Source organism: Chryseobacterium sp. (genome assembly GCF_029240215.1).
Classification (GTDB): domain Bacteria; phylum Bacteroidota; class Bacteroidia; order Flavobacteriales; family Weeksellaceae; genus Chryseobacterium.
In genome coordinates this window covers 79,513-100,269 of the sequence record NZ_JARBTK010000001.1, presented here as the reverse complement: position 1 = coordinate 100,269, position 20,757 = coordinate 79,513, and the positions used below count along the sequence as shown (strand labels likewise).

The 20,757-nt window shown below is 33.8% G+C and carries 18 protein-coding genes; 11 read left to right on the top strand and 7 right to left on the bottom strand.

Going from position 1 to position 20,757, the window contains the following annotated elements; all coding sequences use genetic code 11:
- Window positions 1–68: 68 nt before the first annotated feature.
- Window positions 69–1,001 (top strand): phytanoyl-CoA dioxygenase family protein, encoded by a 933-nt coding sequence (locus K0R77_RS00475; RefSeq protein WP_300346154.1) that lies wholly within the window; start codon window positions 69–71, stop codon window positions 999–1,001.
- 10 nt (window positions 1,002–1,011) lie between these two features.
- Here the strand turns inward: K0R77_RS00475 and K0R77_RS00470 are convergent, their stop codons facing one another.
- Window positions 1,012–1,794 (bottom strand): FkbM family methyltransferase, encoded by a 783-nt coding sequence (locus tag K0R77_RS00470; protein WP_300346152.1) that lies wholly within the window; start codon window positions 1,792–1,794, stop codon window positions 1,012–1,014.
- A gap of 170 nt (window positions 1,795–1,964) precedes the next feature.
- On the opposite strand from K0R77_RS00470, the gene K0R77_RS00465 reads away from it, so the two are divergent.
- The 3 genes from K0R77_RS00465 to K0R77_RS00455 all read left to right on the top strand — a co-directional run bounded on the left by K0R77_RS00465 (window position 1,965) and on the right by K0R77_RS00455 (window position 6,216).
- On the top strand, window positions 1,965–2,477 hold the full coding sequence (locus tag K0R77_RS00465; RefSeq protein ID WP_300346151.1) for a hypothetical protein: 513 nt from the start codon (window positions 1,965–1,967) through the stop codon (window positions 2,475–2,477).
- Between the two features lie 23 nt (window positions 2,478–2,500).
- Entirely contained in the window at window positions 2,501–3,112 is a 612-nt protein-coding gene (locus K0R77_RS00460) for an inorganic pyrophosphatase (RefSeq protein ID WP_129533703.1), read from the top strand.
- Between the two features lie 368 nt (window positions 3,113–3,480).
- Window positions 3,481–6,216, top strand: a complete 2,736-nt coding sequence (locus K0R77_RS00455) for a sodium-translocating pyrophosphatase (protein WP_300346147.1) — start codon at window positions 3,481–3,483, stop codon at window positions 6,214–6,216.
- 88 nt (window positions 6,217–6,304) lie between these two features.
- On the opposite strand, the gene K0R77_RS00450 is transcribed toward K0R77_RS00455, so the two are convergent.
- Window positions 6,305–7,444, bottom strand: coding sequence for an aminotransferase class I/II-fold pyridoxal phosphate-dependent enzyme (locus K0R77_RS00450; protein ID WP_300346145.1), 1,140 nt, complete (start codon window positions 7,442–7,444; stop codon window positions 6,305–6,307).
- 165 nt (window positions 7,445–7,609) lie between these two features.
- Here K0R77_RS00450 and K0R77_RS00445 point away from each other — a divergent pair, with 165 nt between their 5' ends.
- The 5 genes from K0R77_RS00445 (at window position 7,610) to K0R77_RS00425 (ending at window position 11,355) form a co-directional block, all read left to right on the top strand.
- Complete coding sequence (locus K0R77_RS00445) at window positions 7,610–8,665, top strand: M28 family metallopeptidase (RefSeq protein ID WP_300346143.1); 1,056 nt, start codon at window positions 7,610–7,612, stop codon at window positions 8,663–8,665.
- 61 nt (window positions 8,666–8,726) lie between these two features.
- Window positions 8,727–9,170 (top strand): GNAT family N-acetyltransferase, encoded by a 444-nt coding sequence (locus K0R77_RS00440; protein WP_300346141.1) that lies wholly within the window; start codon window positions 8,727–8,729, stop codon window positions 9,168–9,170.
- The gene (locus K0R77_RS00435; protein ID WP_300346139.1) at window positions 9,167–9,535 is read left to right on the top strand and encodes a glyoxalase; all 369 of its coding nucleotides are present in this window, start codon (window positions 9,167–9,169) and stop codon (window positions 9,533–9,535) included. The genes K0R77_RS00440 and K0R77_RS00435 overlap by 4 nt, the downstream gene beginning before the upstream one ends.
- A gap of 5 nt (window positions 9,536–9,540) precedes the next feature.
- Window positions 9,541–10,041 carry an endonuclease V gene (locus K0R77_RS00430; protein WP_300346137.1) on the top strand — a complete coding sequence of 167 codons (501 nt, stop codon included), beginning with the start codon at window positions 9,541–9,543 and terminating at the stop codon, window positions 10,039–10,041.
- Between the two features lie 678 nt (window positions 10,042–10,719).
- On the top strand, window positions 10,720–11,355 hold the full coding sequence (locus tag K0R77_RS00425; RefSeq protein WP_300346135.1) for an NAD(P)-dependent oxidoreductase: 636 nt from the start codon (window positions 10,720–10,722) through the stop codon (window positions 11,353–11,355).
- A 73-nt stretch (window positions 11,356–11,428) separates the two neighbouring features.
- Here the strand turns inward: K0R77_RS00425 and uvrA are convergent, their stop codons facing one another.
- Window positions 11,429–14,221: an excinuclease ABC subunit UvrA gene (uvrA, locus tag K0R77_RS00420; RefSeq protein ID WP_300346133.1), complete on the bottom strand. Its 2,793-nt coding sequence runs from the start codon at window positions 14,219–14,221 to the stop codon at window positions 11,429–11,431.
- Window positions 14,222–14,605: 384 nt separating this feature from the next.
- Between uvrA and K0R77_RS00415 the strand changes: the two genes are divergently transcribed.
- On the top strand, window positions 14,606–16,417 hold the full coding sequence (locus tag K0R77_RS00415) for a TonB-dependent siderophore receptor (RefSeq protein WP_300346132.1): 1,812 nt from the start codon (window positions 14,606–14,608) through the stop codon (window positions 16,415–16,417).
- A 51-nt stretch (window positions 16,418–16,468) separates the two neighbouring features.
- Window positions 16,469–17,188 carry a DUF2490 domain-containing protein gene (locus K0R77_RS00410; protein WP_300346131.1) on the top strand — a complete coding sequence of 240 codons (720 nt, stop codon included), beginning with the start codon at window positions 16,469–16,471 and terminating at the stop codon, window positions 17,186–17,188.
- On the opposite strand, the gene K0R77_RS00405 is transcribed toward K0R77_RS00410, so the two are convergent.
- The 4 genes from K0R77_RS00405 to K0R77_RS00390 all read right to left on the bottom strand — a co-directional run bounded on the left by K0R77_RS00405 (window position 17,185) and on the right by K0R77_RS00390 (window position 20,750).
- Window positions 17,185–17,631 (bottom strand): phosphohydrolase, encoded by a 447-nt coding sequence (locus tag K0R77_RS00405; RefSeq protein ID WP_300346129.1) that lies wholly within the window; start codon window positions 17,629–17,631, stop codon window positions 17,185–17,187. The two genes, K0R77_RS00410 and K0R77_RS00405, sit on opposite strands and share 4 nt — an antisense overlap.
- A 101-nt stretch (window positions 17,632–17,732) precedes the next feature.
- Complete coding sequence (locus K0R77_RS00400; RefSeq protein WP_300346128.1) at window positions 17,733–18,044, bottom strand: hypothetical protein; 312 nt, start codon at window positions 18,042–18,044, stop codon at window positions 17,733–17,735.
- A gap of 516 nt (window positions 18,045–18,560) precedes the next feature.
- Window positions 18,561–20,342 (bottom strand): acyl-CoA dehydrogenase family protein, encoded by a 1,782-nt coding sequence (locus K0R77_RS00395; RefSeq protein WP_300346126.1) that lies wholly within the window; start codon window positions 20,340–20,342, stop codon window positions 18,561–18,563.
- 51 nt (window positions 20,343–20,393) lie between these two features.
- On the bottom strand, window positions 20,394–20,750 hold the full coding sequence (locus K0R77_RS00390) for a four helix bundle protein (RefSeq protein ID WP_300346125.1): 357 nt from the start codon (window positions 20,748–20,750) through the stop codon (window positions 20,394–20,396).
- Between the last annotated feature and the right edge of the window lie 7 nt (window positions 20,751–20,757).

The following is a 20,757-nucleotide window of genomic DNA, read 5'->3' as shown; positions in this document are numbered from 1 at the left end:
TATTGTAGTTTAGATTAGTTCTAAATATTATTCTTAAATTTATACGGTAATTATCAACGCAAACAGGAATGCTCAATAAAATCCGAAACTACAAATTTCCTTATATCATTTACAATTTTTTCAATAAGAAAAAACTGAAACATAATATTCCGCTTTATAAAAAATTTGGACTGGATAAAAGTTATTTTTCAAGTATTTCCAGCAAAGATTTTTCAAGTTTACCTTCGGATGAAAGAAAAGTTGATTATCCAAAACTCCTGCAAACTGATTTTTACAGAAATCTCACTTCAGAAAATCAAAATTCTGTTCTTGAATTTGACGATAAAGGATTTTTAGTATTAAGAAATTTTCTGACTGAAAAGATTGCCGATCAGATCAATAATGAAATAGATAAACTGATGTCTGATGGAACTGTGAAATTCCGTTATGGTGGCAAACTCATGTTTGTGATTCATCATTCCGAAATCGTTAAAAATATTGGTAACGACAAAAAATTATTAGAATTTCTTTCTGTTTTGATGGATGGTCAGGCAAAACTTTTTCAAAGCATCAATTTCATCAACGGAAGTCAGCAGAAAACCCATTCAGACAGCATTCATATGACAACTTATCCGCTTGGTGGGCTTTTAGGAGTCTGGATTGCTCTGGAAGATGTTGATGAAACTAACGGAGCTTTACATTATATTCCGGGAAGCCATAAATTGCCTTATTTTTTAAATTCGGATTACGACAATGAAGGTTCGGCTTTCAAAATAGGGAAGAAGAGTTACAAAGCGTACGAAGAATTTCTTGAAGAAAAAGTGAAAGAACTGGGTCTTAAGAAAGAGATTTTCAGAGCTAAAAAAGGTGATCTCTTAATTTGGCATGCCAATATTTTACATGGTGGCGAACCGCATTTAGACAAATCAAAAACCAGAAAAAGCTTAGTGTATCATTACTTCGACGAAAATAGTGTTTGTTATCATGAAGTTACGCAAAGACCTGCGCTGTTTGAATTGTAAATTTAAAAGACTAATCTTTCGTCAACGTCAAAACAGAATCTTCTTTTCGCTTAATGTTAAATCCGAAAGATTTTAAATCTTCATTTAAACCTTGCGAAGTATAAGGATGATGGATCTCTATGATAATATTGTCAACGCTTGAAAGCCACAAATTTTGTTTGCTTAATAAATCAATTTCTCCGCCTTCAATATCTATTTTCATAAGATCGATATGAGGAATTTTAAAATTCTTTTTTAAAGTTTCTATTGAGATTGCCTTTGTGAAAATTCCTGTCTCTGAAATTTTCTGATTATAGGAAAGTTCATCATTGCTGAAATTGACAAATCCATCTTCAAAATATGCAGCAGCATTCATACAAACAATATTTTTGAATGAATTTGTATTTGCTTTAAGCAGTTCAAAATTCTCTGCAGAAGCTTCAACTGCATAGATTTTTGCATCAGGATATTTCAGCGATAAATAAATGGAGGTAATCCCAATATGAGCTCCTAAATCAACAATGGTTTTAGGTTCTTTTTTTAATAAAGAAAGGTGTTTTGCATATGTTTTTTTCCAGAATACTTCATAGAAAACACCAATATCTCCTTTAAATGTCCGAAGATAAAAGTCAATTCTTTTACCTTTAATTTTTAAATGATATATAAATGTTTCGTTATCTTTAAGATCTAAATTATTTTTCTCAAATCTTGAGCTATACCTTTTTGAATTCACAATCAATGAAACCCATGATTTTAAACTGTGGCTGATTTTAGTACTAAAAACTAATTTCGAAAGGTAATTTTTGAATGACATGAATGATTTTTGGGGTTTCTAATGTGTAAAATTAGTTTAAATTTCAAAGAAAATAAACTCATTTTGATGATTTCTCACTTGCGCTAAATACTTGTGGGCAAAGCTTTTATTAAAACTTATTAAAATAACGATTAAATAACAAATATTTAGTAATTTTGCTTCCTCAAATTATGACAGATTTTTCAGACTATTTACCGTATGCTTTTGCGCTGATTGTAGCGATTCCTTTTTTGGTTTTGCTGAGACAGTTTGTATATACTTACATCAATTTAAAAAATCAGGAAATCAAGTTACTTTCAGTAAAATCGAATTCTGAAAACAAAACCCATTCTTACGAGAGAATGACTCTGTTTTTAGAAAGAATGAAGCCTTCCAATCTTATTCAGAAATTTGATAAAGATCTTGCTGCTCACGAATTTTTATTTTTGACGGAAAGAACGATCAATGAAGAGTTTGAATATAATTCTTCACAACAGTTATATTTAACGAAAAACTCATGGCAAAATATCGTAGATTCTAAAATTGCTATCATCGATTTGCTTCACAAAACTTACGAAAGCCTTAATAACAGTCCGAACCTTGATGAATTTAAAACTGTTTTCATCATGAATTACATGAATGGTGACGATTATATCGGGACAACCATCGAAGATCTACGAAGAGAGATTTTAATAATTGCTTAAACTATAAAAATAAAGATAAATAAATGATTCCAAATTTTAAAGCACATCCGTGGCATGGGATTTCTGCAGGAGAAGATGCGCCAAACGTTGTCAACGTGTTTGTGGAAATTGTTCCTTCAGATACTATTAAATACGAAATTGATAAAGCTACAGGATATTTGAAGGTTGACAGACCTCAGAAATTCTCAAACATTATTCCTGCATTATATGGTTTTGTTCCCAGAACATACTGTAACGAAGAAGTAATGAAACTGGCTGTAGAAAGTGGAGCAGACGACGTTACAATGGGAGATCATGATCCTTTGGACATCTGTGTTTTAAGTTCTCACAACATTCATTCTGGTGGATTATTGATGGAAGCTATTCCAATTGGTGGTTTCAAAATGATCGACGGTGGTGAAGCTGATGATAAAATTGTTGCAGTAATGGTAAGCGACCATGCTTTCGGACATTTCAGAGATATTGCTGAGCTTCCTGAAGCTGAAGTTAAGCGATTGATGCACTACTTTTTAACATACAAAAACCTTCCGGATGAACCTGCAAAATGCAGAATCCAGGAAGTTTACGGAGCTGAACATGCCAGAAAAGTAATTATCGCTTCTCAAAATGATTACGCAAGCAAATTCGGAGGATAAGATTCTCTTAATTATAAATAAAAAAGAGTAAATGGTTTTCATTTGCTCTTTTTTATTTATACCAATATTCCATACTTACAACGTTCAACCCTTCCAGCGTTTAAAACGCTGGAAGGGTTTACGGAAGGATTTACCAACTACAGCAAAACTCTTCTCGCAATTCCACGTTTCAAAATAAATAATTCCAAAAAAACGTATCTGTAATTTAATTTGATAAAATCTGGCTGTTCTGTAAGATATTTTAAATTCATTATTCTTATTTCATATTCCTATTAATCTTTAAAATTTAGATACTTTTTAATATTTTAATTTATGAATAGAAATATTTGGTATATTTAATAATCTATTACCAAAAAAAATATTAAACTATGGACTTATTTTATCTAGTACCCATTTTTGGTGTTATCGCATTACTCTACACATTTCTTCAAAGCAATTGGGTAACCAAACAAAATGCAGGAAATGAACGAATGAAAGTAATCAGCGGACACATTGCTGACGGAGCTATGGCTTTTCTGAAAGCAGAATACAAAATCTTAACCTATTTTGTTGTCATTGTCGCCATTCTATTGGCTGTGATGGGAACGACAAATTCAAATTCTCACTGGAGCATCAGTGTTGCTTTTGTGATTGGTGCCGTATTTTCTGCATTAGCAGGATTTATCGGGATGAAAATTGCTACCAAAGCTAATGTCCGAACTGCAGAAGCTGCAAAAACTTCTTTAGCGAAAGCATTAAAAGTTTCTTTTGCAGGAGGTTCTGTGATGGGGATGGGGGTTGCAGGACTGGCTGTTTTAGGATTGGGAGCTTTGTATTTAATTATTAAACAAATCTTCGCTCCGGATTCACCGGTAGACTCTCACGAAATGGAAAGAACGATTGAAATTCTTACCGGATTTTCTTTAGGTGCTGAATCAATCGCTTTATTCGCAAGAGTTGGAGGGGGTATTTATACAAAAGCAGCCGATGTCGGAGCCGATTTAGTAGGAAAAGTAGAAGCGGGAATTCCCGAAGATGATCCTAGAAATCCGGCAACAATCGCCGATAATGTTGGCGATAATGTAGGAGATGTTGCAGGAATGGGTGCCGATCTATTCGGTTCTTATGTTGCAACGGTTTTGGCAACGATGGTTTTGGGAAGAGAAACAATGTCAGATGATGCATTTGGTGGTTTTGCGCCGATTCTTTTACCAATGCTGATTGCCGGAACAGGAATTATCTTTTCAATGATCGGAACTTTATTTGTGAAAATCAATGATAATGAAGATTCTTCCACATCAAGTGTTCAGAATGCTTTGAATCTTGGCAATTGGGGAAGTATTGTCATCACGGCAATATCATCTTATTTCCTGGTTAATTATTTATTACCGGAAACCATGGTCTTACGTGGATTGGAATTTACCAAAATGGGAGTTTTCGGAGCAATCATGGTGGGTTTAGTTGTAGGAACTTTAATGAGTATCATTACAGAATATTATACTGCGATGGGTAAAAGACCTGTTCAAAGTATTGTAAAACAATCTTCTACAGGTCATGCAACCAATATTATTGGCGGACTTTCGGTAGGAATGGAATCCACATTTTTACCAATCATTGTTTTGGCAGGTGGAATTTACGGTTCTTATCTGTGTGCAGGATTGTACGGTGTTGCCATCGCAGCGGCCGGTATGATGGCAACAACGGCAATGCAGTTAGCAATTGATGCATTCGGACCGATTGCGGATAACGCAGGAGGAATTGCCGAAATGAGTGAATTACCAAAAGAAGTTCGTGAAAAAACAGATATTTTGGATGCCGTAGGAAATACAACCGCAGCAACTGGAAAAGGTTTTGCAATCGCTTCAGCAGCTTTAACTGCCTTGGCATTATTTGCAGCATTTGTCGGAATTGCAGGAATCGATGGAATTGATATTTACAGAGCAGATGTTTTGGCAGGATTATTTGTGGGCGGAATGATTCCGTTTATCTTTTCTTCATTAGCAATTACAGCAGTGGGACAAGCTGCGATGGCAATGGTTGAAGAAGTAAGAAGACAATTCAGAGAAATACCGGGAATTTTAGAAGGAAAGGCAGAGCCGGAATACGAAAAATGTGTTGCCATTTCCACAGATGCATCTATCAAAAAAATGATGCTTCCGGGTGCAATTGCAATCATTTCTCCGCTTTTGGTAGGATTTATTTTCGGACCTGAAGTTTTAGGCGGATTTTTAGCAGGAGCAACAGTCTGCGGTGTTTTAATGGGAATGTTCCAGAATAATGCAGGCGGAGCTTGGGATAATGCTAAAAAATCGTTTGAAAAAGGAGCAAAAATTAACGGAGAAACGTATTATAAAGGTTCGGAACCGCACAAAGCTTCGGTAACAGGAGATACAGTCGGAGATCCATTTAAAGACACTTCTGGACCATCAATGAATATTTTAATTAAACTGATGTCTATTGTTTCATTAGTAATTGCACCGACTTTAGCAGTAATGCATAAAGATAAAATTGATGCGAACAGACAAGCTAAAATCGCAAGTCTTACAGGAATGACAGGAGTTCATTCAGCTAATCAAAATATTGCAGGAACAAGTGCTGCAGTTATTCCGGTTGAAGTTGTTGGTCAGTTGAACGAAAATGGAGATTTCGTATACAATATCGGAAATATTCAGGAAATTAAATTGAAAGGTGGCAAAACTATTTCATTAGGAGATCAAAGTCAGCTTTATGTAATGTACGATCAGATTAAAAATAATAAGCAGACAGTTTTAGATCCGAATGCATGGTTTACTATCGAAAATCTTTATTTTGAAACAGGCTCAAGTGATTTGAAGGCAGGTTCAGAAACTCAATTGATGAATTTAGCTGAAATCTTAAATGCATATCCTAATCTTAAAATAAAACTGGGAGGCTACACAGATAATTTAGGAAGTGAAGAAAGTAATATGAAGCTTTCCAATCTTAGAGCACAAACTGCAAAACTTAAGTTATTGGAATTGGGAATTGCAGCCGACAGAGTAGAAGCAGAAGGTTACGGTTCACAATATCCCGTTTGTCCTGCGAATGATACTGATGAATGCATGGCTAAGAACAGAAGAATTGATGTAAGAGTTCTTTCTTTATAAAATTTTTATGTACATAGATTAAAGCACTACATTTTGTAGTGCTTTTTTAGTTATGATTAAGCAAAATAACAAATTATTTAAAAAGAAATTATAAATTCTTCTTCAAATACTCCAAAGCCTGAATAATCACACCATCTTTTTTCGCAAAACTAAATCTGATATAATCTGAATCTTGTTTTGAATGATAAAAAGCAGAAAGCGGCAAACAGGAAACTTTTTTCTCCACGGTCAACCATTTTGAAAACTCAACATCGGTCATGCTTTTAGAAATATTTCTGAAATTGACCAGCTGGAAAAACCCACCTTCAGCTTTTTGCTCGATTTCCAATGGAGTATTTTTTGTCAGTTCATTGAAGATATTTCTTTTATTCTGCATGATTTTCTGATTATCTAAAGGATCAAAAACTTCCAAATACTTGGCAATTGCATATTGGCAAGGTGCGTTTGAACTATAAGAAATGTATTGTTGATGGCATCTGAAATTTTCTAATAATTCTTCTGAAGCCAAAAGATAACTCACTTTCCAGCCTGTAGCATGAAACATTTTGCCGAAAGAAAATATAGAAAACGTTCTTTTCTTTAGTTCGGGATGGAGAAACGGACTGTAATGCTCAATTTCGTCATAACAGTAAATGTCATAAATTTCTTCTGATATAAGATAAATCTCTTGATTTTTAATAATCTGATACAGTTGTTCCCAATCATAAGCCGTCCACATTTTCCCTGTCGGATTTTGTGGAGAGTTGATGATAATCGCTTTTGTTTTATCTGAAACACAGTTTTGAAGCTTCTCCCAGTTAATAGCAAAATCATTATCAAGATCATAATACACCGGAACACCTCCATTCAAAACAATCGACGGAGCATAGGTATAGTAAGAAGGCTGAATGACAATCACTTCATCACCAAATTCCAAAATAGATTTTAATGAAGTATAAAGCGCAAAAGTAGAACATGGAACAATATTGACTTCTTCTTTTTTTAATTTTAAACTGTTGACTCGTTGAGAATTGAATTTCACAATATTATCAATCAAAAGAGGATTTCCTGAAAGCGATTCATAGCTGTGACTAATGATGTCTGCAGACTCTTTGAGGTAATGGCGAAGTCTCGGATCTATTTCAAAATCAGGCAGTCCCAATGAAAGATCGAAGCTTTGATGTCTGAAGGCGAGCTCAGACATTTCAGTGAAAAACTTAAAATCATTAAAACCGTAATTTTTTTTCATAGTGCTTATCAAATATATAAAAAAAACGATACCGTAACACAGTTAAATTATTTTTGTTATTTTTAAACAAATAATTTACGAATGAAATCGCCTTGCTTGGTTTTTATTTACAAACACCGTAAAGATAAGGCGATAACATATGACCTTTAAAAATAAAATCTACACATGAAAAAATTTCTGATTCCTATATTCTCAGCTGTTATTGTGGCAAGTTGCGGAAGTTCAAAAGTAGCAGCAGACAATCAAACTACGGCCGCAGCATCAAGCTCAAGCTCATCTAAAAGTGATAAGGCTTTTCGATCTGCATATCAAATGATTAAATTGGAAGATTTAAAGAAAAATCTTTACGTCATTGCTGCAGATGATATGGAAGGACGTGACACGGGAAGCCCTGGTCAGAAAAAAGCAGGAGAATACATGATTAATTATTATAAAACATTAGGTGTTTCTTATCCGAAAAGTTTAGGTTCATATTACCAAAAAGTTCCGGCTGATTATATGAAACAAAGAGGTGGCGGAAATTTACCTGATTCTGAAAATATTTTAGCATTTATCGAAGGAAGTGAAAAACCTGAAGAAATCGTTGTAATTTCTGCTCATTACGATCATGTAGGAACAAGAAACGGTCTGGTTTATAACGGAGCCGATGATGACGGAAGCGGAACGGTTGCCGTAATGGAAATCGCAAAAGCCTTTCAAAGTGCCAAAAAAGTAGGAAACGGACCAAAGAGATCAATATTATTCCTCCATGTGACCGGTGAAGAGCATGGATTATTTGGCTCTGAATATTATTCTGACAATCCTGTTTTTCCTTTAGCCAACACAGTTGTAGATTTAAATATAGACATGATCGGTCGTGATGATCCAGAAAACAGAGGCAAGAAATATGTATATGTAATAGGATCAGAAATGCTGAGTTCTGAATTGAAAGTAATCAATGAAGCCGCCAATAAAAAAACGGTAAACTTAGAATTAAACTATAAATACGACGATCCGAAAGATCCTCAGAGATTATACTACAGATCAGATCATTATAATTTTGCTAAAAACAATATTCCGGTAGCATTTTATTTTGACGGAATTCACGAAGATTATCATAAACCAACCGATGACGTTGAAAAAATAGATTACGCTATGTTGCAGAAAAGAACTCAATTGGTTTTTGCAACCGCATGGGAAATTGCAAACAGAGAAGCAAGAATTATTGTTGATAAAAAATAACAGCCTAAATATTAAACTAAACCTATGAGAAATTCTTATAGGTTTTTTAAACAAATATCTAATGACAATACGTGAAGCAAAAAGTGAAGATATTCCGCAGATCCAATATGTAAGAAATTCTGTGAAGGAGAATACTTTATCTGATCCAAACCTTGTTACCGATGAAGATTGCGCAGATTTTATAATGAATAGAGGAAAAGGATGGGTTTGCGAAATTGATGAAAAGATTGTAGGATTTTCTATTGTTGATCTAAAAGAAAATAATATCTGGGCTTTGTTTCTACATCCTGATTATGAAAATCAGGGGATTGGCAGAAAACTACACAATGTGATGCTCGAGTGGTATTTTGACCAAACTGATCAAACGGTCTGGTTGGGAACTTCGCCAAACACAAGAGCAGAAACGTTTTACAGAAAATCCGGCTGGAAGGAAACAGGAAAACACGGAAAAAATGAAACCAAATTTGAAATGACTTCCGAACATTGGAAAAACTTAAGTAAATGAAACAGAAAATAAAATCGATAAGACCATTCATTGGCGCAAAAAACTTTGAATTGAGCAGAGCATTTTACAGGGATTTAGGATTTGAAGAAGTAATGCTTGAAAGTAAATTATCTGTGTTTAAAAACCAGGAAATTGCTTTTTACCTCCAGGATTACTACGCCAAAGAATGGATAGAAAATACCATGATTTTTGTAGAAGTGGAAAGTGCAGATAAATATTGGGAAGAATTAACAGCTTTAAATCTTAAAGAGAAATATAAAGAAACGAACTTCACACCTGTACGCACAATGGATTGGGGGAAAGAGTGCTTTGTGCATGATCCTTCCGGAATTTTGTGGCATTTCGGAGAGTTTTTTAATAAATAACGAAGATGATTTACGCTTTTGACACTTACTATTACGAAGATTTTGCCAAAACAGTCTGTATAGCTTTTGAAGACTGGTCTTCTGAAAAAGAAAATGAGATTTTCACCGAAAAAACCAAAATCATTTCAGATTATGAAAGCGGAGTATTTTACAAAAGAGAATTGCCCTGTATTTTGAGTTTGCTTTCTAAAATTGAGTTAAAAGAAAATGATATCATCATTGTTGATGGTTTTGTGACTTTAAATGATGAAGGTAAAATTGGTTTAGGAGGTTATCTTTTTGAAGCTTTAGATCAGAAATTTGCGGTTATCGGTATTGCTAAAAATGAATTTTCGTCACTAGATGAAAAGAGAAGAAACATACTTCGAGGAGAAAGTAAAACACCTTTGTTCTTAACTGCAATGGGAATTGATGTTGATGAAATTAAAAGCAAAATTGAAACGATGCACGGATCATTCAGAATTCCGACACTTTTAAAAAAGCTTGATCAGCTTACAAGAGTATAATTATTGCTTAAAAAAGAGAAATGATAAAAGTCAGTACATTATTATTTGTATTGATTCTAAATAATCATATATTTGAAATGAATTTATAAATAAAATAATTCATATTCATATTAATTTTTCAGGAACCGATAAGTTTACTTGTCGGTTTTTAATTATAAAAAAGAATCCGCTCTTTAGAAGCGGATCCAGTAGATAAATACATCTCATTTTTTTAATTAGACAACAACAAAAAGCACAGCCGACGATGCTGTGCTTAAATTTTTATTTCAAATTTAATTGCAATTTCAAAGCTGAAAAAAGCAAATAATGAATTCATTTCAGTTTTATTACATAGTAAAAGTAGGAATAAATTTCTTATCTGCAATGAATTAAATGTTAAAATTCACAAGTTACTAACAATTTTTTGTGAATAACTTCAGTGTGTTTTTAATCTGATTATTAACCTGAAAAATGATTCAAAGATTTCTGCAAAAGATAAAACTGTATCAACAATTTTTTTTACCTTTAAGTCATTAAAATCTCTTTATAAATATCACCCAATTCAGGCTGATTTCTATTGCTTGAAAATCTAAGGTTCACACTCACGAACCTCAATAACCTATTATTTAAATTAAAAAATCAAAAAAGGCAAGTTTGTCATTTTTGAAAATCTCGCAATCCATTATAAAGAGAAACATTATGAAAACAAATAAAATAGCCGTAATCGGCGGAACCGGAAAATCCGGAAAATATCTTGTTCAAAATCTTTCAGATAAAAATTATTCAATCAAATTATTATTAAGACATCCTGAGAATTTTACGATCGAAAATCCTTTAATTGAAATAGTGAAAGGAGATGTAAGGGATTTTGAATCTGTCGATCATCTGATTAAAGACTGTACTATTGTCATAAGTACTTTGGGACAGCCAAAAGGAGAAGATTCGATCTTTTCTGATGCCTCAAAAAACATCATTAAAGCAATGAAATTTTATGGAACTAAAAGATATATCGTGACAACGGGTTTAAATGTAGATACGCCATTTGATCACAAAAATGTGAAAGTAAAAATGGCAACCGACTGGATGTATCAAAACTATCCTAAAACTACCGCAGACAAGCAAAAAGAATATGAACTTCTTGTGGATAGTCATCTAAATTGGACTTTGGTAAGGTTGCCTGTAATCAATCAAACGTCGGAAATTTTTACAATAGAAGCAAATCTGGAAGATTGTAAGGGCGAAAATATCAGTGCAACAGATCTTGCGGAATTTTTGGTTTCTCAAATTGATGATGAAACTTTTATTCAGCAGAGTCCATTCTTGTATAATACTTAATTTATTCATAGAAATTGATGCAATTTGTGCTTAAACAAGAAAGAGAGTCATTTTTGACTCTCTTTCTCTTATTTTAATTCTCCAGCTTTTCTTTAATATACTTTGCTGTATGCGATTTTTTATTTTTAGCTAAATCTTCCGGAGTACCGGCGAAAACTACTTCTCCACCATATTTCCCAGCTTCCGGACCAATGTCAATAATATGATCGGCTGATTTCATAATATCGGGTTGATGTTCAATGACAATCACAGAATGCCCGAGATCGATCAAAGCCTGAAGTGATTTTAATAATTTCTGAATATCATGGAAATGCAATCCTGTAGAAGGCTCATCAAAAATAAATAATGTTTTGTCTGTTGTCACCCCTTTCACAAGGAAAGAAGCCAGTTTCACACGCTGCGCCTCACCACCGGAAAGGGTAGAAGAGCTTTGTCCTAGCTGCAGATATCCCAAACCTACTTCCTGCAAAGGAGTTAGTTTTGTGACGATTTTATCTTCTTTATTTTCTTTGAAAAATGCCAAAGCTTCATCTACCGTCATATGAAGAATATCTGAAATGTTTTTTTCGTCAAATCTTACTTCAAGAATTTCACTTTTAAAACGGGTCCCTTTGCAAACTTCACATTCCAGCTCAATATCTGCCATAAACTGCATCGAAACATTGATCACACCCTCACCTTTACATTCATCACATCTTCCGCCATCAACGTTGAAGGAGAAATGTTTAGGTTTATAACCCATCATTTTAGAAACCTTTTGTTTGGAAAAAAGATCTCTGATGTCATCGTATGCTTTCAGATAGGTTACAGGATTTGATCTTGAAGATTTTCCAATAGGGTTTTGATCGATTAACTCAATATGCTTAACCAGTTTTTTCGGAAATTCCACAGAATCATAATCACCTTTTTTACCACCCATTCCCAACTGAATCTGAATATCATTTGTCAGAATTTCCTTCATCAAAGTAGATTTGCCACTTCCCGAAACGCCGGAAATTACAACCAGGCTTTCCAAAGGAACATCAACATCTATATTTTTAAGGTTATTTGATCTTGCCCCTTTGATATGAATAAATTCTTTGGCTTTTCTGCGTTTTTCAGGAACTTTTATTTCAAGTCTTCCTGTCAGATATTTTGAAGTCAGCGTATCAGCATCTTTCAATTCCTTATAATCTCCTGCAAAAACCAATTCTCCACCCAAATATCCTGCTTCAGGACCAATGTCGATAATGTAATCTGCCGCTCTCATCACGTCTTCATCGTGCTCAACAACGATTACGGTATTTCCTAAATCTCTAAGGTTTTTTAGAACTCCAATCAAGTTTTCGGTATCTCTTGAGTGTAAACCGATCGACGGCTCATCCAAGATATAAATGGAACCCACTAAAGAACTTCCCAAACTTGTCGCCAGATTAATTCTCTGACTTTCACCACCGGAAAGTGTATTTGATGTTCTGTTTAAAGTTAAATATCCCAAACCGACTTTCAGTAAAAATTCAAGTCGGGTAGTGATTTCGTACAAGAGTCTTTTGGCAACTTCTTTATCATGATCAGACAATTTTAAGCTGCTGATCAATGGTGACAATTCATCCAAAGGAAGTTCAATCATCGACTGAATATTGTGACCATCAATTTTCACCCAGGTCGTTTCTTCACGCAAACGTAAGCCTTCACAAGTCGGGCAAAGCGTTTTTCCTCGATAACGGGAAAGCATGACACGGTATTGAATTTTATATAAATTCTCTTCAAGCATTCTGAAGAAATTATTTAACGATGGAAATGTGCTTTTTCCGTCACCTTTCCACAAATAATTTTTCTGCTCTTTGGTTAATTGATGGTAAGGCTTATGAATTGGAAAATCTTTTGCTTTTTTAATAAAATCTTTCTTCCATTCGCTCATCGTTTCACCTTTCCATGATGCGATTGCATCTTCAAAAACCGATAATGCTTTATTTGGAATAACCAGATCTTCATCGATACCGATCACTTTTCCGTAGCCTTCACAAGTCGGGCAAGCTCCGTAAGGATTATTAAAACTGAAAAAATGAACATTCGGTTCAAGAAATTCTATCCCGTCAAGTTCAAACTTATTGGAAAAATCTTTCTTTTCCCCGGTTTCAATATTTTTTAACGAGCAATACCCGCGACCTTCATAGAAAGCCATCTGAATAGAATCTGCCAAACGCTGAAGAAAGCTTTCATCATCTTCATATGAAAAACGGTCGATCACCAAATTGATGATCATTCCTTTTTCCGGAATAAAACCAAAACTTTCCAAATCTTCAATTCCGGCAACATTTCCGTTAACTTCAAGCCTTGTGAAACCTGCAAGTTTTAAAATATTTAAATTTTCAGTAAAATTTTCAATATCGTATTCCAAAGGTGCGGTTAAAAGAAATGAAGTATCGCTTTTCGCTGATTTAATGTAATCAATCACATCAGAAACCGAATCTTTTTTCACTTCCTCGCCAGAAACCGGAGAAAATGTCTTCCCGATTCTTGCAAATAAAAGCTTCATGTAATCGTAAATCTCCGTAGAAGTTCCTACCGTCGAACGTGGGTTTGATGAAATTACTTTCTGCTGAATCGCAATAGAAGGTGCTAAACCTTTGATATCATCAACTTTAGGTTTTTCAAGCTTGCCTAAAAACTGACGTGCATACGAACTCAAACTTTCCACATAACGTCTTTGCCCTTCTGCATAAATGGTGTCAAAAGCTAAAGAAGATTTTCCGCTTCCGGAAACTCCCGTAATGACGATCAGTTTATTTTTAGGAATTAATACATCGATGTGTTTCAGGTTGTTAAGATGTGCATTCTTAACGAAAACCTGTTTTTTTATATCTATTTCTGTAATTGGAGCCATAGTAAAATTAAGACCAACAAAAATACGAAATTCTGACGGATTTTAATTAAAATAAATCGACTGTAAAAGAAGGATATTTTATGATCGAAATTTGAATTTTTGCTTAAAAAAATAATATTTTCCCAATATGATATTTTTAGAACTGATTGTACTTTGCTGTTGTTTTGTATTAATTTTTATTGTAAAATTGTAATATTAAATTAGTGTTAAAATGAGAGATTTTTTCAGACATTTGTATACACATTTAATGAGAAAAAGATAATTTACATTTTAGAATTCCCTTTAAAGATGCACGTTTCGGCATCTTTTTTTATGACATCTATCATTTGCTGGTGTGGGAAAGTCTCCTAATTTTGGAGGCTTCAAAAATAAACTAAAAGTAAAATGAATAAACAACTACTCGCAGCTTTTTTTCTAGCTGGAATATGCAGTATGAACGCACAGGAAAAAACTGCCGACATTGATTCCATAGAAATTCAGGGGAAATTTATTTCAACTCCGTATAAAAATGCCAATCAAAACATTTCTGTTATAACGAGAGCAGATATTTTAAATTCACCTGCTACAAGCATCGACGAAATTCTACAGCAAATTCCCGGAATGGACATCAGAAGGAGAGGAGCAAATGGCGTTCAAAGTGATATTGGCTTTCGTGGAAGCTCTTTTGAACAAGTTCTTTTGTTGTTAAACGGTATCAGAATGAATGATTCTCAAACCGGTCACAATTCTCTGAATGTTCCTATTGATCTGGATGGCGTTGAAAGAATTGAAATCATCAAAGGTCCTGCAGCAAGACGTTTCGGACAAAATGCATATGCCGGAGCAATCAATATTATTACAAAAGCCAATCCCGGAAAACGTGTAAAGATAAGCGGTGAAATAGGAGACTACGAAAGTTTTGGAATGGGTTTGAATGCCAATTTTGGAAATAAAAAATTTTCAAATTTATTACAGGCCAACTCAAATTCTTCGCAAGGTTACAGACACAATACTGATTTTGAGATGAGAAACGTTTTCTATCAGAATCAGTTAAAAATAAAAGATGGAAGCATAAGATTACAAGCCGGGATTTCCGAGAAAAAATTTGGAGCCAACGGTTTTTATTCTTCACCTGCTGCAACTGAACAGTATGAAGAACTTCAGGCTTCAATCGTAAGTTTAGCTTACCAACAAGACTTCGGAAAATTAAAATTGAACTCAAATGTATATTGGCGAAGAGGGCAGGATATGTATCTTTTTAACAGAGAAAAACCTGAAATCTACAGAAATATGCACATCGGAAATAATGTCGGAGGTGAAGTTAATTCCAGTTATACTTCCAATTTAGGGACGACCGGATTGGGTGTAGAATTAAGAAAAGAATTTTTGGCAAGTAACAATTTGGGAAACAGAGAACGGTTTGTTTCTCAGGTTTTCTTTGAGCATCATTTGTCTCTTTTAGATAAAAAATTAAATATCACACCAGGAATTTCGTGGGCAAATTATTCTAATGAAGGAAATTTCTTTTATCCGGGATTGGATATTGGATATACTTTCTACGAGAACAATAAAATCTACGGAAATATCTCAAAAGTTCATCGTGTACCGACTTTTACCGACTTATATTATTCAAGCAAAACTGAAAAAGGAAACGAAAACCTGCTTCCTGAAAGCGCAGTATATGCAGAAGTTGGGTATCAATATCAAACGAAAAATATCCTGGCAAAAGCAAGTGGTTTTTACAGAAGTTCAAGTGATGCAATTGATTGGGTGAAAAATTCGCTTCAAGATCCTGTTTGGTATGCTAAAAATATTGGCGACACAGAAGTAAAAGGTATTGAAGTAGAATTGGGACATCAGGTTTTTGACTGGATGAAATATACTCTTGGCTATACTTATCTGGATAATAGATTTAAAGAATTTAATGATGGATATTCAAGATATGTGCTTGATAATCTTAAACATCAGTTTGTAGCAAAATTGAATAATAAATTCTTAAAATATTTCACCAACGAATTGGTCTACAGATATAATGATCGTATGAATCTAGGAAGTTATAATCTTTTGGATGAAAAATTAAGCTTTACAAAAAATGATCTTTCAGTTTATATCTTGATTAATAATGTTACAGATTCTGACTACACTGAAACATTTGGAGTTCCGATGCCTCAGAGATGGTTTCATTTAGGTTTCACTTACAATATTAATATTAAGTAAACTTAATATTACCGAATTGTTAAATCATTTACTTTTGCAAAAATTTTTTGGATGAAACTTATTACAAGTCTTGGTTTTGTTTTGATGGTGAGTCTTTTTAGCGCTCAGGAACATATTTCAGCTTTTAATGCACTGACTGTGACTTATAAATTTCATCCAAAATTTTTCCTGTATGCAGAAGGTCAGATGAGAGGTATTGAAGAATACACTTATCCGGATTATTACGAAATAAAAGGTGGTCTAGGATACAATCTGACCAAAAATCACAAACCGTTCGTTGGTTTGGGAAGATATGCTACCTATAAAGATCACGCAATTGATAAAGAAGAATTCAGGGTTTGGTTACAGGATATTATTGATTTCAAAAAGGGAAGCGTGAAATTTGAAAACCGTTTCAGAGCAGAAAAATCTTGGTTTTATGAGCCTAAAACCGATAAAAATTCTGAAAGAATGCGTTACCGTTACCGTTTGAATGTTTCGGTTCCTCTAAATGCGAAAAAAATAGAGCCCGGAACTGTATTTGCAAACGTTTACGACGAAGTATTCTTCGTAACACCTATGAAACCAACATTTGCAAGAAACAGATTATATGGAGGTTTCGGATATCAGGCTGATGAAAATTTTGGTATCGTAAGCGGTTATCTTTGGCAAAGAGAATTTGATGCAAAAGGAAACAAAAATGTACATTTCGTATATTTAGCTTTAAACATCAACATCGACGGAACAAAAGACCAGGAAACAAAAACATATCATTTCCCGGGAGCAGATTAATATTTGTCAGATAAATACCGGTACGCTTTCAGATATTTGTTAAATCTCGTAATATCTTTCGGAGTAAGCTCTCGGTTTACTCTTCTCAAATCCATATTATCGCGCAGATCATTCAGTTTTACGGCAACTGCCAAAGGTGATCTTTCAGTTCTTTTTACAAAATCATCGTAAACTTCATCGGGATCATATTTGGTCAGACAGCTGATTGCGTAAAGAATATATTCCGGAAACCCTTCGTTTCTTAAATATTCAATGCTGAAATCCTGTGGATTGTCTTCAACTACATCGTGGAGAACTCCCACAATTTTCTCGTCCATGGTTTTACCGTATTCCATTACACGCATTACGTGGGCGATGTATGGAGCATGGTATTTGTCTTTTTGACCTTTGTGCGCTTTATCAGCTATTTTTATGGCTTTATATAGAAGTTCTTCTTTTGTCATTGCTAAATAATAGACTACAAAAATATAAAACGGTTCAAAAAAACAAATGTTTTTTAAAGTTTTTTATCAACAATTTTAAAATTAATAATTTCTGAAAACAATTATTTTTTAATTTCTTTTTTAGGGAGTTCAGGGGTAATAGAATTTAAAATCTTATGTTTGGAATAATCTTTATCTCCTTCTTTCAGACTTAAATATACAGAAGTGTCTTTCGGTTTTGCAACCTGCATTTTATAGATATTGCTTGGTTGTTTTGACGCATTTGTCTTTAAAATATCCGGATTTTTTGCTATTAAATCTTTCATTAACATTTCGGACCTTAATGTATCTGATTTCCTGAATGTTTTAGCCCTTTTCTCCTGTGCTGAAAAACTTGCAGATATTAAAATAAATATTCCGAGAATAACTTTCATGTTTTTTTATCTAAAATACGAATAATCTTTAAATATCAAAACACCAACAGCAATATCTGTTAGGAAATGATAATCCTGATAAAACAATTAACCTTTTTTACGGATTAAATATTCAATCGGATTTAGATAATTTAGATGCCATATTTGAAAACATAGGAGATTTTTTCGGTGAAGAAGATGCTCTTTTGATATTTTTTTACGGAAGCTATGCTGAAAAATTTGCGCCTCAAACTTTGGCTTATCTCAAAACTGATAATTCAGGAAAAATTAAAGATGAAATTTTTCTGGATTTTAAAAATAAAAAACAGTGAAAAGAATAAATATAACGTTTATAAAAACGGGAAGATCATTAAATCAGGAGCCGCAAATTTAAATTATTTTCAAAAGATTTTCGTGGATTATCGCGAGAAATCGGAAGATAATTAATTATGAAATTTAAATAAAAAACCTGACTGGTTTTAAGCCAATCAGGTTTTATGAAACATTTTTATTTAAGATTTATTCTTTAAAATGTTTTTAATAATGCCCTTTTGCAATAAAATGTGCAGCCACTTTCTCAGTTAAAGCTACCACATTCGGGTTGTTGGTATATTTTGTAAACCGTCTCAATCCGGAAAGCATCATTCTTTGTTCGTCGCCTTCTGCGAAAGAAATAATTCCTTCTTTGGCTGCAACAATGATTTTTTCAACGGCTTTGTAAAGATTTAGTTGAGCCATCGCAACTTCCACAGAATCGGCGGAGAAGTGTTTTTCAGCTCTTAAAACTGCAGATTCAGCTAAATAGATTTGATTTAAAATTTCAGAAGCATTCAACAATAAATGTTGCTGTTTCTCAATATCCATTATGAATTTTTGAAGTGCAGCTCCGGAAACCATTAAGAAAACTTTTTTCAGATTTGCTAAAATCGCTTTTTCCTCGCTCATCAATTCAGAATAATCCGGCACATCAAAACTTGGAATTCCCATTAATTCTTTAGAAATCGCCATTGCAGGAGAAAGCAGATCCAGTTCGCCTTTCATTGCTTTTTTAATCAACATTCCGACCGCTAAAAGACGGTTGATTTCGTTGGTTCCTTCGTAGATTCTTGCAATTCTTGAATCTCTCCAAGCTGCTTCCATCGGCATATCTTCCGAGAATCCCATTCCACCATAAATCTGAATTCCTTCATCCGCAGTGTGTTGTGTTAAATCGGAAACGAAAACTTTTAAGATTGAAGCTTCCACAGCAAATTCCTCAACACCTTTTAATTCAGCCTGTTGATGGTTCATTCCGCCAGCAACCAATTCGTTGATTTTATCTTCAACATCTTTTGCAGCTCTGTAAGAACCTGCTTCTGCAACGAAAATTCCTGTTGCCATTTCAGCTAGTTTCTTTCTGATCGCTCCGAAAGTTGAGATAGAAACACCAAACTGCTTTCTTTCGTTAGAATATTGAAGAGAATGATTTAAAATCCTTCTCTGTCCGTCAAGGTTTGCTGCAGCTAATTTAATTCTACCAACATTCAAAGCATTCAAAGCGATTTTGAAACCATTGTTTCTTTCACCTAAAAGATTCTCAGCCGGAACTTTCATATCATTAAAGAAAACCTGTCTTGTAGAGGACGAACGGATTCCCAATTTATGTTCTTCTTCACCGAAAGTAAGACCTTCAGTTCCTGTTTTTTCAACGATGAAACCGGTAATATTTTTATCGTCATCAATTTTCGCAAAAACAATGAAAATTTCAGCAAAACCTGCATTGGAAATCCACATTTTTTGTCCGTTGATGATGTAATGTTTTCCGTCTTCAGAAAGTTTGGCTCTTGTTTTTCCTGAATTTGCATCAGATCCTGCATCTGGTTCAGTAAGACAATACGCTCCAAACTTCGTCCCAGTCGCTAAATCCGGAAGATATTTTTGTTTTTGTTCTTCCGTTCCATAGAGTAGGATAGGAAGCGTTCCGATTCCAGTATGAGCGCCGTAAGCAGTTGCTAATGAGCCATTTGCTCCTGAACAATAGTCGCAAGCTAACATTGTGTTGACAAAACCCATTCCAAGACCGCCGTATTCTTCGGGAACGGCAACTCCAAGAAGTCCCATTTCTCCCAACTGACGCATTTTTTCTTCAGTTAAAGCATAATCTTTATGCTCAAATCTTTCTTTTTGAGGAATGACTTCTCTGTCGATAAATTCTTTCGCCGAATCGCGAAGCATTTTTTGTTCTTCTGAAAGTTCTTCTAAAGTGAAGATTTCGTTTGCAGGAATTTCTTTGATTAAGAATTCTCCGCCTTTTAGTGTTTTATTAAGTGTATCACTCATGATTTTGTTATTTTAAATTTTAGATTATAAATTTTAAATTATGATTCGCTGTTATAAATTTTCAGATGAAGTCTTTATGATTTTAGTCAAAATGTTAATGATACTTTCAATTTCTTTCAGATAGGATTCAGTTTCTACTTGAACTAAATTTGATGATTGATAGAGTTTTAACCAATATTTTGTTTCTCTTGCTTCCTTATTTGCAATGGATAGTTTTGATATAAAATCTTTTCTAGATTGAGCCGCAATTGCTTCTTCTACATTTGCTCCAATCGAAGTTCCACAACGAAGAATTTGTTTTGATACAATAAATTCATTTTGAGATTTACACTGAGTATAAAATTTAATTATTCTTAAAGCAAAGTCAAATGTTTTTATCTGAATCAAATTATCTTCTTTGAAACTCATTACATCT